This window comes from Pseudoalteromonas sp. SR41-7, from assembly GCF_014163935.1.
GTDB classification, from domain to species: Bacteria; Pseudomonadota; Gammaproteobacteria; order Enterobacterales; family Alteromonadaceae; genus Pseudoalteromonas; species Pseudoalteromonas distincta.
The window spans coordinates 186,976-201,640 of record NZ_JACJEF010000001.1 but is presented as its reverse complement, the minus strand read 5'-3'; the positions used below and the strand labels follow the sequence as shown (position 1 = coordinate 201,640).

Genomic DNA, 14,665 nt, shown 5'->3' with positions numbered 1-14,665 from the left:
AAAACGCGGTAAATACCGCGTTTTTTTGTATCTAAAATTCAAAGCTTATCTTTGCAGTTCGGTCACACTTGCATCTGCAAGTAGGTTTTCAAGCTCATCTTGTAACTCAAATAATTCAGGTTCAATATTCTCTAACAAGCATTTATTTTTAAGCGATGTTTCGATTGTTTCTGCGAGTGATTTAAGTTTTGGTACACCAGTGTAACAACATGCACCATGAAATTTATGAACAATACTTAACACTTGCTGGCAATCGTTACTCTCTATTGCTTTAGCAAGTAATGTAAGGGTCTCAGGGACACTTAAAAGTAGCATGTTAAGCATCTCTAGCGCTAACTCGCTCTTTCCGCCAGCACGCTGCAGGGCTTGTGCCCAATCAATTCGACTACTTTGAAATGGTGCAGGACTTTGTGGTATATCTGTTTTAGCTTTGTCACGATTAACAGGAGTCTGTGGACTATGGTCGCTAATAATTTGTTTAAGCATATCTTCATCAATAGGCTTAGTTAAATAGCCTTTAAAGCCATCTTTTAGTAGTTGCTCTTTTTCGCTTTGAAGGGCGTGTGCCGTTACAGCGATAATGGGTGTGTCTTCATTAAGTGATGATTCTTGTATAAGCTTACATGCGGTTATACCGTCCATAATTGGCATTTGTATATCCATAAAAATTATGTCGTATTTATGACTTTTACTTAAACTGTATGCCTGTGAACCATTATGAGCCGTTTCTATTACTTCAATCTGTTCACTTAACAAAGTATGGAGAAGTTTTAAATTAGCATCGTTATCATCAACAACCAATACTTTTAACGGCAGTAGAGCTTGATCGTTTTGTTCAATATTATGAGTCGGGTGGTCAAGTCTGTAAGGTGCTGCAAGTACTTCACATAACTTACGGTGATTAAGTGGCTTACTTAAACATGCATCAGCTCCGCTGCCTATAAAGGCTTCTCGCATATTGTGCGATACAGTATTAAGCATTAAATATAAGTAATCAGTAGATTCACGCACGGCTTTTACATAGCTTTTTAGTTGCTGCATATCATCAACTGATGCCATATGGCCAATTAAGCAAACGTCATATTTATGTTCAGTATTTTTTATAGCGTCTAAAAAGCTAGTTTCGTTAAAGCATGCCGTAACGTTTGATTCCCACTGGGTTAATAACGAAAGTACGGCATGGTGCGTATGCTCATGTGGCTCTAAATATAAGATACGCTTACCAATGAGCGATTTAGTCGGTAAGTCATTTGTAAATACGTGATTTGGCAAACTAAACACACTATTGAATGTAAAGCAGGTACCGTTACCAGGCGCAGAATTTAACGTTATACGACCACTCATTGCTTCAACAATATGCTTGGTAATAATAAGACCAAGGCCTGTACCACCAAACTTACGTGTAATGCTTGAGTCTGCTTGCCCAAATGGAGTGAATAAAGAGTCTTGCTTATCCATAGGTATACCCACGCCAGTATCTGTTACTGACACAAGTAAAGAAGTGCGTTCGTCGTCGAGTAACCGATGGCTTATGTCGACCTTAATAGAGCCTTTTTCGGTAAATTTAATCGCATTACTTAACAGGTTTATTAAGACTTGTTTAAAGCGAGTGGGATCGCCTGTTAAGTCATCCGGTACTTGTTGGTTAATGTAAATGGATAGCTCTAATTGCTTATCGTGTGCGCTAGGAGCGAGTAGTGTCATTACTTCATTTACAGCATCACGAAGTTGAAACTGAATCGACTCAAGCTCCATTGCCCCCGCTTCTAGTTTGGAGAAGTCTAAAATGTCGCTAATAATAGTCATTAAACTATTTGCTGAGAGCATAATAGTGTCGAGGTAATCTTTTTGATGTTTATTCAGCGGTGTTTTATAAAGCTGGCGTGTAAATCCAATAACACCGTTTAACGGAGTACGAAGCTCGTGACTCATTTTAGCTAAAAAGTCTGATTTTACACGGTTAGCATCTTGCGCTTCTTTTTTTGCAAACGAGAGCTCTATATTTGACGTTTCGTATTGCTCTAGTGTTTCGCGGTAGTCGCTTGTTGCTTGATCAATATTTTTTTGCATTTCATCTTTTTGCATCACCATAGTGTGAGCAATGGTGTTTAAGCCTTCTCGAAGTAACTCAAACTCACCAATCATGTTGTCGTTAAGGCCAGTACTTCTTTTACCTTCAACTAACTTGTCGGTTGCAAGTACTAACTTATTAAGCGGCGTCATAAACATGCGGCTTAACTTTAAAGCTAAAATTGCTGCAAACACCAATGATAAAATAATTACAATACCGCTAATTAATAAAGCTCGTTGTTGCCCTATAACTGCTTGGTCTTTGTTTAGCTGTATAATAACGGTGCCCAAAGATGACTGAAAAGCCGATGGATCCCATTTAGAGTCGTGACTTGTATGGTTAATAATGGGCGTGAAGAATGTAACAAGCTCATCTGACTTTTGCACACGGGTCGTTTTTAAATTTATGAGCGTTTTTTGATTAATTAACTTTTCAAATGAGCGGTGATAATTACTGGTCATTAATAGCGCATTATTTTTATCAAAAATTGCAATCGACTTAATTGTAGGGGAGTGCTTGTTATGTGTGTAGCTTATAAGACGATTCAATAGCTGTTTGTTTTTTTCGAGCATGGGTTGCTCAAGCGCAATAGCAAGTGGCTCAGAAATAGTAGTGCCTTGCTGATATAAAATTTCATCAAGCTCAATGTAACGATTTATTGTAAAATAGCCACCAAGTAGTAATCCTATGATCACCGTTGGGATCAGGGTCAGTGTTAAAACAGAATCGCGTAAGCCTAATTTGGTCATAATGAGAGCGTTTTATCGTTATTAGTATGACTTGAGTATATACGGTTCAACACGCATTCTAAAGCATCTAAATATAGGTGCTTCATAAATAAAGTTAAGGTAATGCCTAATGGCGCAAATTTTTAAAGCGAAAAAAAAACCGTTAAAGCAACAAACACTAGAATTGACTATAACGGGAATGGATCATCAAGGGCGTGGCATTGCTAAACATAACAATAAAGTATGTTTTGTAAGCGGTGCATTACCAAACGAAACAGTCAAAGCAACACTCGTCGAAGATAAAGCTAAATACAGTAGTGCAAAAGTAACTAAAGTTATTCAAGCGAGTGAATCAAGAGTAGATGCTTTTTGTGAGCACTATAATCAGTGTGGTGGTTGCCAATTACAGCATTTAGAAGTAAGCCAACAAGTTGTAGAAAAACAAACTGCAGTTACTCAGTTATTTAGTAAGTTTGCTAAATTAAACAGCTTAAACTGGCAAACCCCATTATTAAGTAAACCTGTGCATTACAGACGCAGCGCTCGTATAGCTGTTATGTTTGATAAAGCAGCTAAAAAAATGCGCGTGGGTTACAGAGCAAGTGGCTCAAAAAATATTGTGAGTATTAATAAATGTGCAGTACTTGATGAAGTATTTACAGATGTTTTCACACTTTTTGATGATTTAATTAATCAACACAAAGCACTGCACAGTATAAGCCATTTACAGTTATGCCAAAGTGATAAACAAAACTTTGTTGTTATTCGTCACACTAAAGCAATTAATGATGATACAAAGGCTTTGGTTGAGCACATAACAAAAAGCCAGCAGTTTAAAATTGTATGGCAAAGCGAGAGCGATGCAATAGAACATTCACACTTAGCCATGCCATTTTATTATCTTAAAGAATTTGATCTAAAATTTGAATTTGGTTTAGGTAATTTTATTCAGGTAAATGCGCAAGTTAACGAAGCTATGTTAAAGCAAGCTGCAAATTGGCTTGATTTAAAAGGTGATGAAAATTTATTGGATTTATTTTGTGGGATTGGTAATTTCTCATTAGTGTTAGCAAAACAAGCAAAATCTGTAATTGGTGTAGAAGGTGTGACTTCAGCGGTTGCAATGGCTGCTCAAAATGCGCAAACTAACTCTATTACCAATGCGCAGTTTCATTGCTTTGATTTAACCCAAAGCATACAGAGCGCCCCATGGTTTAGCAAAAACTTAGATGTGCTTGTACTCGATCCTTCGAGGACTGGTGCTATGGCTGTATTAGAGGAATTACCTTTAAAGCAGTTTAAAACTATTTTATATGTCTCTTGTGACCCTGTTACTTTAGCCCGTGACAGCGCAATTATTTCACAAGCTGGCTTTGATCTTAATAAAATTGGGCTAATGAATATGTTTCCTCATACAGGGCATATTGAAACTATGGCGTTATTTCAACGGAGGTAGAACGCATTATGGTAGCTACACGACAATCACATCAACAAGATGAGACAACAGATTTTAGCACTCGGCTTTCATTTCTTGCCTTGTCTGAAGAAAAAACAGAGCTACTTACTAAAGCCCAAGCGCTCTGCGTAAAATGTGATAGTGAAAGCAGGCAAACTACTGCAATCGAAATGGTTGAAATTTTAGCTGAGCTAAATCTCGACCCCGAATCGTTAGCTACTGCGTATTTAACCCCGTATTTTTTAAACGACTTAATATCGCTTGAAACCATCGAAGAGCAGCTTGGGAATAACATAGCCATGCTGTTAACTGGGGTTGCACAAATGGCCACTATTAGTACTTTATCGCATCAAGGTAAAGGCACTATGCAAGTTGATAATATTCGAAAAATGTTATTAACCATGGTTGAAGATGTGCGCGCCGTGGTCATTAAGCTTGCCGAGCAGGTATGTCATTTACGCAATGTAAAAAATGCGGATGAAGAAGACCGCGTCATTGCCGCTAAAGAAACGGCTGATATTTTTGCACCATTGGCAAACAGATTAGGAATAGGGCAATTAAAATGGGAACTGGAAGATTTATCGTTTAGATATTTGCACCCAGGCACCTATAAAAGCATAGCCAAACAACTTGACGACAAACGTCTTGCACGCGAAGCCTACATGGAAGATATGGTTGAGCAAGTAAAAAATCGTTTAAGTGAAGCGGGCATAGAGGCCCAGGTTTATGGCCGTCCTAAGCACATTTACAGCATTTATAAAAAAATGCAGCAAAAAAACTACGAGTTTGATCAGCTTTTTGATATTCGGGCAATGCGTATCGTCGTTGAACGATTGCAAGACTGCTACGGTGCGCTGGGCATTGTGCACACCAATTGGCGTCATCTTAATAAAGAGTTTGACGACTATGTAGCAACCCCAAAACAAAACGGCTATCAGTCAATTCATACCGTGGTATTTGGACCTGAAGGTAAAACGGTAGAGATACAAATTCGTACCAGCGACATGCATCAAGATGCTGAGTTAGGGGTGGCTGCACACTGGATGTACAAAGAAGGTGCATTACCAGGGCGCGGCTCGGGTTATGAGCAAAAAATTAGCTGGTTGCGTAAACTACTCCAATGGCAAGAAGAAGTGGTTGATGGTGGCGATTTAGCAGAAGAGCTTAAAAACCAAGTAGTAGAAGACCGCGTATATATATTTACCCCAAGCGGCGATATTATTGATTTACCACTTGGCGCTACACCGCTTGATTTTGCTTACTACATCCACTCAAATGTGGGGCATCGTTGTATTGGTGCAAAAATATTCGGCAAAATAGTGCCGTTTACGCATCAACTTACAACAGGGGATCAGGTAGAAATACTCACCCAAAAACAACCAAATCCAAGTCGTGATTGGTTAAACCCGTCATTAGGATACATTAAGTCATCCCGTGCTAGAGCTAAAATCCACCACTGGTTTAAACAGCTCGACCGCGACAAAAACTTAAGTGCGGGGAAAGAAATTCTCGACAGCGAACTACAAAAGCTCAATTTAACATATAAAGATTTAGAGCCAGCCATTAAGCGTTTTAACTTTAAAGAGCTGGATGACTTAATGGTTGCGATTGGTGCGGGCGATGTTCGCCTCAATCAAATGCTTAACTTTGTAAGTGATCGGACAGAAGATGAGCCGGTTATTCGCATTAAAGCACCAAGTAAAGTAACTGGTGATAAAAACGGCATTGTGGTTGATGGTGTTGGCAGCTTAATGAGCCATGTAGCCAAGTGCTGTCGCCCAGTACCTGGCGATGAAATAATAGGTTATATAACCCAAGGTCGAGGAATAGGTGTTCATAAGGAAGACTGTGATTCGTTTAATAACTTAAAAAACCAGCATCCTGAGCGTGTTATTTCGGTAAGTTGGTCAGATGATATTAACGGCTCGTACGCACTAAGTATTAAAATAGAAGCCACCGATCGTTCAGGGTTGATACGCGATATAAGCTCAGTACTTGCTAACGAAAAAGTAAATGTTTTAAACATGAACGTAAATACGGTTGAAGATAATCAGTTAGCTATATTTACAATGCAAATAGAAGTACATGACTTATCGGGTACTAACCGTGTTCTTTCTAAATTACACCAAATTGAAGGTGTACATGATGCCAAGCGTGGTCATTAATCATGAATGATAATACAGCGCTTACACAACTTCTTAGCATAATGAAAACACTGCGAGATCCCAAGGGCGGTTGTCCGTGGGATCTCAAGCAAGATTTTAAATCTATTGTGCCGCATACGCTAGAAGAAGCGTACGAAGTTGCCGACTGTATTGAATCAGGCAACTTAGATGAGCTTAAAGGTGAATTGGGTGATTTGCTATTTCAAATAGTTTTTTATGCGCAACTTGCACAAGAGCAAAATCTATTTGATTTTAATGATCTAGTAGAGCAATTAAACGATAAGCTTACCCGTCGTCACCCGCATGTGTTTGGTGAAAAAAAAGATTTAACAGACGATCAATTATCGCAGCAGTGGCAAGCAATCAAAGCACAGGAGCGAAGTGCTAGAGCGCAAACCGAACCCCCTTCTTTTTGGCAAGATATTCCTGGCAGTATGCCAAGCTTAAGTAAAGCCAAAAAAATTCAACAACGCGTGGCTTCCCTTGGCTTTGATTGGCCAACGTATCATGGTGCACTAGATAAAGTGAGTGAAGAAGTGCTTGAAGTAAAAGAAGCGATTGAGCAAGACCCGCTATCTGATCATACAGCGGAAGAGCTCGGCGACTTACTTTTTGCCACTGTTAATGTTATACGCCATGTTAAACGAGATCCCGAACAACTGCTTCGTAGCGCTAATGATAAGTTTTCAGCGCGTTTTGAAAAGGTAAACGCTTATTTGCATGCGCAAGGTAAAAGCTTAGATACAGCAACCTTTGAAGAGATGGATAGTGCGTGGGATGCGATTAAAAAAGTAAAATAGGCTTAATGTTAAATAGTGCACATTTTTTGTGCGCGTATTAGCTAATTTTAGCTGGATTGATAAGCAGTGTTTTGGTACAATTTCGCCCCGTCTTGATGATATACCCTTAGGCTCTTCTTTGGGTGTTATATTCCTTTTAATTCCTGATATTCTAGGGTTCGCATGAGTACAAAATTTATCTTCGTTACTGGCGGAGTTGTTTCTTCGTTGGGTAAAGGTATTGCCGCAGCTTCACTGGCCGCTATTTTAGAAGCCCGTGGTTTAAATGTTACCATTTTAAAGCTGGATCCTTACATCAACGTTGACCCAGGCACAATGAGCCCAATTCAACACGGTGAAGTTTACGTTACAGAAGACGGCGCAGAAACTGACCTTGATTTAGGTCACTACGAGCGTTTTATCCGTACCAAAATGACTAGTCGTAATAACTTCACACAAGGCCGTGTATATGAAGACGTATTACGTCGTGAGCGCCGTGGTGAATACCTAGGTGCTACTATTCAGGTTATTCCACATATCACTAACGATATTAAGCAGCGTGTATACGACGGTGCTGAAGGTTATGATATTGCTATTGTAGAAATTGGCGGCACTGTAGGTGATATTGAATCACAACCGTTTATTGAAGCAATTCGTCAGATGGGAACTGAAATTGGCCGCGAACGCGCGCTATTTATTCACTTAACGCTAGTGCCATTTTTAGGCCCTGCCGGTGAAGTTAAAACGAAACCAACTCAGCACTCTGTTAAAGAGTTACGCTCAGTAGGTATTCAACCAGATATTCTTATTTGTCGTTCAGACCGTAAACTACCTAATAATGAGCGTGCAAAAATCTCATTATTCACAAACGTAGAAGAAAAAGCGGTTATTTCACTACCCGATGTAGACAGCATTTATAAAATTCCTGCGTTATTAAAAACACAAGAATTAGATAACTTTGTATGTCGTCGTTTTCACTTAGATCCACCAGAAGCTGATTTAGCTGAGTGGGAACAAGTACTTTATCAAGAGTCTAACCCAACGGGTGAAGTGACCATTGGTATGGTTGGTAAATATATTGAATTACCAGATGCGTACAAATCGGTTAACGAAGCATTAAAGCATGCGGGTCTTAAAAACCGCCTAACAATCAACATTGAATACGTAGATTCACAAGACTTAGAAAGCAAAGGTGTTGAATTACTTTCACACTTAGATGCTATTTTAGTACCGGGTGGATTTGGCGGACGTGGTGTTGAAGGTAAAATTTTAGCAGCTAAATATGCACGTGAAAATAAAGTACCATACTTAGGTATTTGTTTAGGGATGCAAGTAGCATTAATTGAATATGCACGTAATGTTGCAGGTTTAACGGATGCAAACTCTACAGAATTTAATGCAAATTCAGAAGCGCCTGTAGTTGGCTTAATTACTGAATGGCTAGATGCTGAAGGTAATGTTGAAACACGTAGCGAAAAATCTGATTTAGGTGGCACTATGCGTTTAGGCGCACAAAAGTGTCATTTAACGCCTGGTTCTAAAGTACATGGAGTATATGGCAGCGACGAAATTGTTGAACGTCATCGTCATCGCTACGAAGTAAATAATAACTTCGTAGAAATACTTGAAAAAGCAGGCTTAAGCTTTACTGGTTTATCAGAAGATAAAAAACTGGTAGAAATTATCGAAAATAAAGATCACCCATGGTTTATTGCCGCGCAGTTCCATCCGGAATTCACGTCAACGCCACGTGATGGTCATCCGTTATTTGAAGGGTTTGTAGCAGCTGCGCACATCCACCAAAAAGCGAATTCGTAATTTTAAAAGCCGTGCATATTGCACGGCTTTTTTGTTTTAAGGGCTGACTAAGCTATATAAAACGTAGTAAAGTTAGCTGAACTCACCATTTTGGGAATATAGAGGAATCAAGATGTCAGAAATCGTAAAAGTAATCGGTCGCGAAATTATGGACTCGCGTGGTAACCCAACTGTTGAAGCAGACGTACATTTAGCAGATGGTTCTTGGGGTCGTGCAGCAGCACCTTCAGGCGCATCTACTGGTACTCGTGAAGCATTAGAGTTACGCGACGGTGATAAATCACGTTACTTAGGTAAAGGCGTATTAAAAGCAGTTGGTTATATTAATAAAGAAATTGCTGATGCTTTAGCTGGTCAAAATGCATTAGATCAAAACGCTGTTGATAAAGTGATGCTAGATTTAGATGGTACCGAAAATAAAGAAAAATTAGGTGCAAACGCAATCTTAGCTGTATCACTAGCAACTGCGAAAGCAGCTGCACAGTCTAAAAAAGTTGAGCTTTATGAACATATTGCTGACTTAAATGGCACACCAGGTGTTTACTCTATGCCACTTCCAATGATGAACATCATCAATGGTGGTGAGCACGCAGATAACTCTGTAGATATTCAAGAATTCATGATCCAACCTGTTGGCGCTAAAAACTTCCGCGAAGGCCTACGTATGGGCGCTGAAGTATTCCACAGCCTTGCTAAAGTGCTTAAAGCTGATGGTCATTCAACAGCGGTTGGCGATGAAGGTGGTTTTGCACCTAACCTTGCATCTAACGAAGCGGCTCTTGCTGCAATCAAAGTAGCTGTTGCAAACGCAGGTTACGAGCTAGGTAAAGATATTACTTTAGCGATGGATTGTGCTGCATCTGAGTTTTACGACAAAGAAGCAAACATCTACGATCTTAAAGGTGAAGGTAAAAAATTCACTTCTGAAGAATTTAACTTCTTCTTACAAGATCTTACTAATCAGTACCCAATCGTTTCTATTGAAGATGGTCTTGATGAGTCTGATTGGGATGGCTTTGCACACCAAACTAAACTAATGGGTGATAAAATCCAATTAGTAGGTGATGATTTATTTGTAACTAACACGAAGATTTTAAAACGTGGTATCGACAACGGTATTGCTAACTCAATCTTAATTAAGTTTAACCAAATCGGTTCTTTAACTGAAACTTTAGCTGCAATCAAAATGGCTAAAGATGCTGGTTTTACTGTTGTTATTTCTCACCGTTCTGGTGAAACTGAAGATTCAACAATTGCTGATTTAGCAGTGGGTACTGCTGCAGGTCAAATCAAAACAGGTTCACTGAGCCGTTCTGACCGTGTTGCAAAGTACAACCAATTGCTACGTATTGAAGAGCAATTAGGTGATAAAGCACCGTACAACGGTCTTAAAGAAGTTAAAGGTCAGTAATTCTATTTTACATAGAATATAACTTTTAATTTTAGATGATAAAATCCTCGCCTATGCGGGGATTTTTTATGCCTGATACTTTTTCCAAAGAGATGAAAATAAATTGTATGCTTTAAGCTTGTTGATGTACGCAGCACTAAAGAGTGGAGCACAAAAGTATAACGCTTTACTCATGCTTTAACTTCTTACGCACTCATAGCTGAAACTGCTGCTTTAAAATATCACCTGTAAAACTGGTTTTTAAATAAAAACCACGGGGTAGGGTTTTAATTATTTGCCCATTTGGGCCAATAGCATCAGTGACTATTTTACTATGAGCAGCTTTGGGGCGTATTTGCATAGCATCGCCTAAATGGCCTGATATTTCGTCGACTCTACCTAGCGCAATTAGCTCCATTTGCTCTTCCCAGTCGCGTTGTAACAAAGCGTCTTGTTCAGGTGAAGGCTGCCACAAAAAGCCGCTGCCGATAGTTCTGTCAAACGGCGCAATATCACGTTCGCTTAAAATTGGCAGCCATAAAACATGATTTAGTTTTTTACGCACAGAGCTGGTATGCCACGTCATTCCCGTTACGTTCATTAAAGGTGTAACCGATACAAACGTAGTTTCCAGTGGCCTACCTTTATAAGAAATAGGCAGTGTTTTTAGCTCAATTCCTAAATCTTCAAAATCGGGGAGGGGTTTTGAGCCTGCAGTAGCGCCTAGTACGTATTCAATGAGTTGCCCAGTCCAGCCTTTTTCACGTAGTAAGTCATCAGGTGTTTTAAAATGGTAGTGGTTTGCAAGTTGTCCTAGCGTTAATCCGGCAATACTGTTAACGCGCTGCATTAAGTCGTTTATTGAGTGTGGTTTTGTAGGTCGCATATTCTTAATTTCGGTTGTATAAATACCATAGCCATGATAGCAAATAGGCTAAGCCGTGGATATCTTTAGGGTTGTACGTTTTTTGCTCGCTTGTTGTTTGTGTTAATTTTGCACATATTGAAATTAAGCAACTTTACTTTAAGTTACTGACTCTGCAGGTTTTTTTAAATGTGCACGTTCAGTTTTGATTAAGCCATTTAAAAGTTGTAAGGATAAATACAACTATATGAACATGTTTATCCACAGAATCTGTGGAGAAGCTAAGTTTTAAGATCTAATATTGTGGATTTGTTTGCAAAATGAGCGTGTTTTACAAAAGTTATGCACAAACTGTGAGTAACTAGAGGAAAACAAGAACCGCAATAGCTTTGCTGAGTTATTTTCTAAATATTTACCTATTCTCTATTAATTTATCAACATACTAAAAGCTCAAACTTAGCTCACTAATTGGCTTGGGTATAATAGTATTTGCCGTATTGCGGCTAATGTGGAACAATCATTAAAAATCGACTTACAAATGAGGCACTAAGGTGATTGATGCCGAAGGTTTTCGTGCCAATGTCGGAATTGTGATTTGCAATAATCAGGGACAGGTTTTTTGGGCCAGACGTTATGGTCAACACTCTTGGCAATTTCCCCAAGGTGGTGTTGATGATGGCGAAACTGCAGAACAAACCATGTACCGTGAATTACACGAAGAAGTAGGGTTGCGACCAGAAGATGTAGAAATAGTCGCAAGCTCAAAACATTGGTTACGCTATAAATTACCCAAACGATTAATCCGCCGAGACTCTAGTCCGGTGTGTATTGGGCAAAAACAAAAATGGTTTTTACTAAAATTACGCTGTAAAGACGAAGATGTAAATTTACTTAAAACCCATCATCCAGAGTTTGATGATTGGCGCTGGGTAAGTTATTGGTATCCTGTACGACAGGTTGTATCGTTTAAACGGGATGTTTATCGACGAGTAATGAAAGAGTTTGCTCCTTTCGCCATGCCTTTTAATAAGAGAGAACAACATAAAGATCATTGGCGAAGTAAAAGGTAGTAATTTCTCGATACAATAAAGGAGCAGGGTATGCTGGCTACACTGAGATCTATTGCGGAGTCTGTATCGCGACAAGCGAATTTAGACAGCGCATTAGTGTGCTTTGTGCAAATGGTTAAAGATGCCATGAAAACCCAGTGCTGCTCCATTTATTTTGCAGATTACAGCCAAGACAATTTTGTACTTATGGCAACCGAAGGGCTAAACCCCGATGCGGTAGGTAAGTTTAGAATTGGTTTTACCGAAGGTTTAGTTGGCCTAGTAGCGCAACGCGAAGAACCTATTAATATTGCATTTGCTAAATCGCATCCTCGTTTTAAGCTCTCCCCCGAAGTAAACGAAGAAGGCTACAACGCTTTTTTATCTGTACCCGTTGTTCATCAAAAAAAAGTACTGGGTGTTATTGTTGTTCAACAAAAAATGGCACGTGTATTTAGCCAAGACGAAGAGTCGTTTTTAATAACGCTTTCTGCCCAGCTTGCTTCACAGTTAGCGCATGCTGAAATTAAAGAAATACTCCGCCAAGATGAGTCATCTCATCAAACGTCTGTTTTAAAAGGCGTATCGAGCGCGCCTGGAATAGGTATAGGGCAAGCATTTGTTGTATTACCAAAACTCGATTTTAAATCTATTGAGCTTTTAAAAGACAGTGACGTTACTGAGCAGCGCCGTTTGTTTACACAAGCCGTAGCTGCAACGCGCAAAGAATTTAATACCCTATCTATGACGCTAAGCGATTCTATTCCGCACGAAGCTCTTGCGGTATTTGATGTGTATCAACAACTGCTTGACGCTAAAAGTTTAGGGCATAATGTTGAAATGCAATTACAAGAAGGCTGGTGTGCTAAAAGCGCCCTAAAAATTGTAATAGAGCGTTTAATATCTCAATTTAATGCCATGCAAGACCCTTATATAAAAGAGCGTGCTGTTGACGTTAAAGACATTGGTCTTCGCGTATTACACCATCTTGTAAATACCGAGCACGCTGTTAAAAATTATCCGGCCAACACTATCTTAATTGCTAATACCTTAACACCCGCCATGCTAGCTGAGGTGCCAAAAGGTCACTTAACAGGCGTTGTAAGCGTAAATGGCTCTGCAAATAGCCATGCTTCTATATTAACGCGTGCGATGGGGATCCCTGCCATTTGGGGTATAGAAGATTTACCTCTACTGCAGTTTAATGGCAAACCGATGATTTTAGATGCATTTGCTGGGCGTTTATATATATCGCCTTCGCAAATGTTGATGGATGAATACACAGAGTTACAGCATCAAGATAACCTACTTAATAACCGCTTTTTAGCTGAGCAAGACTCAGAATCAATTACGCTTGACGGTGAGCATGTTAGCTTATTATTAAACGCAGGCCTTGAGCTTAATACCGAGCAAAGTAGCGCGCATATTTGTGACGGTGTGGGGCTTTATCGAACCGAAGCGTGGTTTATGCAAAAGGGTCAGTTTCCTTCGCAATCAGAGCAAGAAAATTGGTACCGAGAAGTACTAACTAGCTATCATCCTAATCCTGTGGTTATGCGTACATTGGATATTGGGGGCGATAAGGTACTCGATTACTTTAACATTACCGAAGAGAATCCATTTTTAGGTTGGCGTGGCATTCGTATTAGCCTTGATCACCCAGAGTTATTTTTAGATCAACTAAAAGCGATGCTTAAAGCCAATATTGGTTTAGGCAATCTAAAAATAATGCTCCCTATGATCAGCGGCACTGAAGAAGTTGATGAGTCACTTGCGTTATTTGAACAGGCTTATTTTGAGTTAAGTGAAAAATACCCAGAGCAAACCATAGAAAGACCCGACATAGGGATAATGCTAGAGGTACCTTCAAGTGTATTTATGCTTCCAGAGTGGTCAAAAAAAGTCGATTTTTGCTCAGTAGGTAGTAACGATTTAACACAGTATTTATTAGCAGTAGACAGGGCTAATGCACGAGTTGCCGAACTTTTTAACCCTTATCACCCGGGCGTACTCAGGGTACTAAATAAAGTAGCGCGTGAATGTGAGCAATATGAACTGCCATTTAGTTTGTGTGGTGAACTAGGCGGCGATCCTGAAGGGGCTATTTTGCTTATTGCCATGGGTTACAGGCGCCTTAGTATGAATTTATCATCGCTTAACAAAGTTAAATGGGTACTTAGACGTTTAAATGTCAGTGACATGGAACAACTATTAAATGAATGCTTAGCGCAATCCACAGCCAAACAAGTACTACGTTTAACGCGAAGCTTTATGCTAGAGCATAAATTAGGTGATTTGTTTTACACTCCTAAATAAGCTTATACGCCTAATTAATTGCAATACA

The 14,665-nt window shown here is 39.4% G+C and carries 9 protein-coding genes; 7 read left to right on the top strand and 2 right to left on the bottom strand.

The genetic code is table 11. The features are described 5' to 3' along the window. Positions 1-45: 45 nt before the first annotated feature. Positions 46-2,820 carry a two-component sensor histidine kinase BarA gene (barA, locus tag H5092_RS00905; protein WP_182696100.1) on the bottom strand — a complete coding sequence of 925 codons (2,775 nt, stop codon included), beginning with the start codon at positions 2,818-2,820 and terminating at the stop codon, positions 46-48. A gap of 109 nt (positions 2,821-2,929) precedes the next feature. Between barA and rlmD the strand changes: the two genes are divergently transcribed. From rlmD to eno, 5 genes are all read left to right on the top strand, one after another. Next, on the top strand, positions 2,930-4,255 hold the full coding sequence (rlmD, locus tag H5092_RS00900; protein ID WP_182711524.1) for a 23S rRNA (uracil(1939)-C(5))-methyltransferase RlmD: 1,326 nt from the start codon (positions 2,930-2,932) through the stop codon (positions 4,253-4,255). Between the two features lie 8 nt (positions 4,256-4,263). Next, entirely contained in the window at positions 4,264-6,420 is a 2,157-nt protein-coding gene (relA, locus tag H5092_RS00895) for a GTP diphosphokinase (RefSeq protein ID WP_182732735.1), read from the top strand. Positions 6,421-6,422: 2 nt separating this feature from the next. After that, positions 6,423-7,220: a nucleoside triphosphate pyrophosphohydrolase gene (gene mazG / locus H5092_RS00890; protein ID WP_182732734.1), complete on the top strand. Its 798-nt coding sequence runs from the start codon at positions 6,423-6,425 to the stop codon at positions 7,218-7,220. A 162-nt stretch (positions 7,221-7,382) separates the two neighbouring features. Next, the gene (locus H5092_RS00885) at positions 7,383-9,017 is read left to right on the top strand and encodes a CTP synthase (RefSeq protein ID WP_033020682.1); all 1,635 of its coding nucleotides are present in this window, start codon (positions 7,383-7,385) and stop codon (positions 9,015-9,017) included. Positions 9,018-9,129: 112 nt separating this feature from the next. Continuing rightward, positions 9,130-10,428: a phosphopyruvate hydratase gene (gene eno / locus H5092_RS00880; protein ID WP_002958706.1), complete on the top strand. Its 1,299-nt coding sequence runs from the start codon at positions 9,130-9,132 to the stop codon at positions 10,426-10,428. 193 nt (positions 10,429-10,621) lie between these two features. Here eno and mutH read toward each other — a convergent pair whose 3' ends face one another. Continuing rightward, on the bottom strand, positions 10,622-11,293 hold the full coding sequence (mutH, locus tag H5092_RS00875) for a DNA mismatch repair endonuclease MutH (RefSeq protein WP_165723564.1): 672 nt from the start codon (positions 11,291-11,293) through the stop codon (positions 10,622-10,624). A 530-nt stretch (positions 11,294-11,823) separates the two neighbouring features. Here mutH and rppH point away from each other — a divergent pair. Next, positions 11,824-12,342: an RNA pyrophosphohydrolase gene (gene rppH, locus H5092_RS00870; RefSeq protein ID WP_002958704.1), complete on the top strand. Its 519-nt coding sequence runs from the start codon at positions 11,824-11,826 to the stop codon at positions 12,340-12,342. Between the two features lie 30 nt (positions 12,343-12,372). Further along, on the top strand, positions 12,373-14,637 hold the full coding sequence (gene ptsP / locus H5092_RS00865) for a phosphoenolpyruvate--protein phosphotransferase (protein WP_182732733.1): 2,265 nt from the start codon (positions 12,373-12,375) through the stop codon (positions 14,635-14,637). The last annotated feature ends 28 nt before the right edge of the window (positions 14,638-14,665 follow it).

Excerpts from the sequence above, each read along its gene's own strand:
- relA (WP_182732735.1), top strand. The coding sequence starts at position 4,264 with ATGGTAGCTACACGACAATCACATCAACAAGATGAGACAACAGATTTT.
- ptsP (WP_182732733.1), top strand. The coding sequence starts at position 12,373 with ATGCTGGCTACACTGAGATCTATTGCGGAGTCTGTATCGCGACAAGCG.
- mutH (WP_165723564.1), bottom strand. The coding sequence starts at position 11,293 with ATGCGACCTACAAAACCACACTCAATAAACGACTTAATGCAGCGCGTT.
- H5092_RS00885 (WP_033020682.1), top strand. The coding sequence starts at position 7,383 with ATGAGTACAAAATTTATCTTCGTTACTGGCGGAGTTGTTTCTTCGTTG.
- barA (WP_182696100.1), bottom strand. The coding sequence starts at position 2,820 with ATGACCAAATTAGGCTTACGCGATTCTGTTTTAACACTGACCCTGATC.
- mazG (WP_182732734.1), top strand. The coding sequence starts at position 6,423 with ATGAATGATAATACAGCGCTTACACAACTTCTTAGCATAATGAAAACA.
- eno (WP_002958706.1), top strand. The coding sequence starts at position 9,130 with ATGTCAGAAATCGTAAAAGTAATCGGTCGCGAAATTATGGACTCGCGT.
- rlmD (WP_182711524.1), top strand. The coding sequence starts at position 2,930 with ATGGCGCAAATTTTTAAAGCGAAAAAAAAACCGTTAAAGCAACAAACA.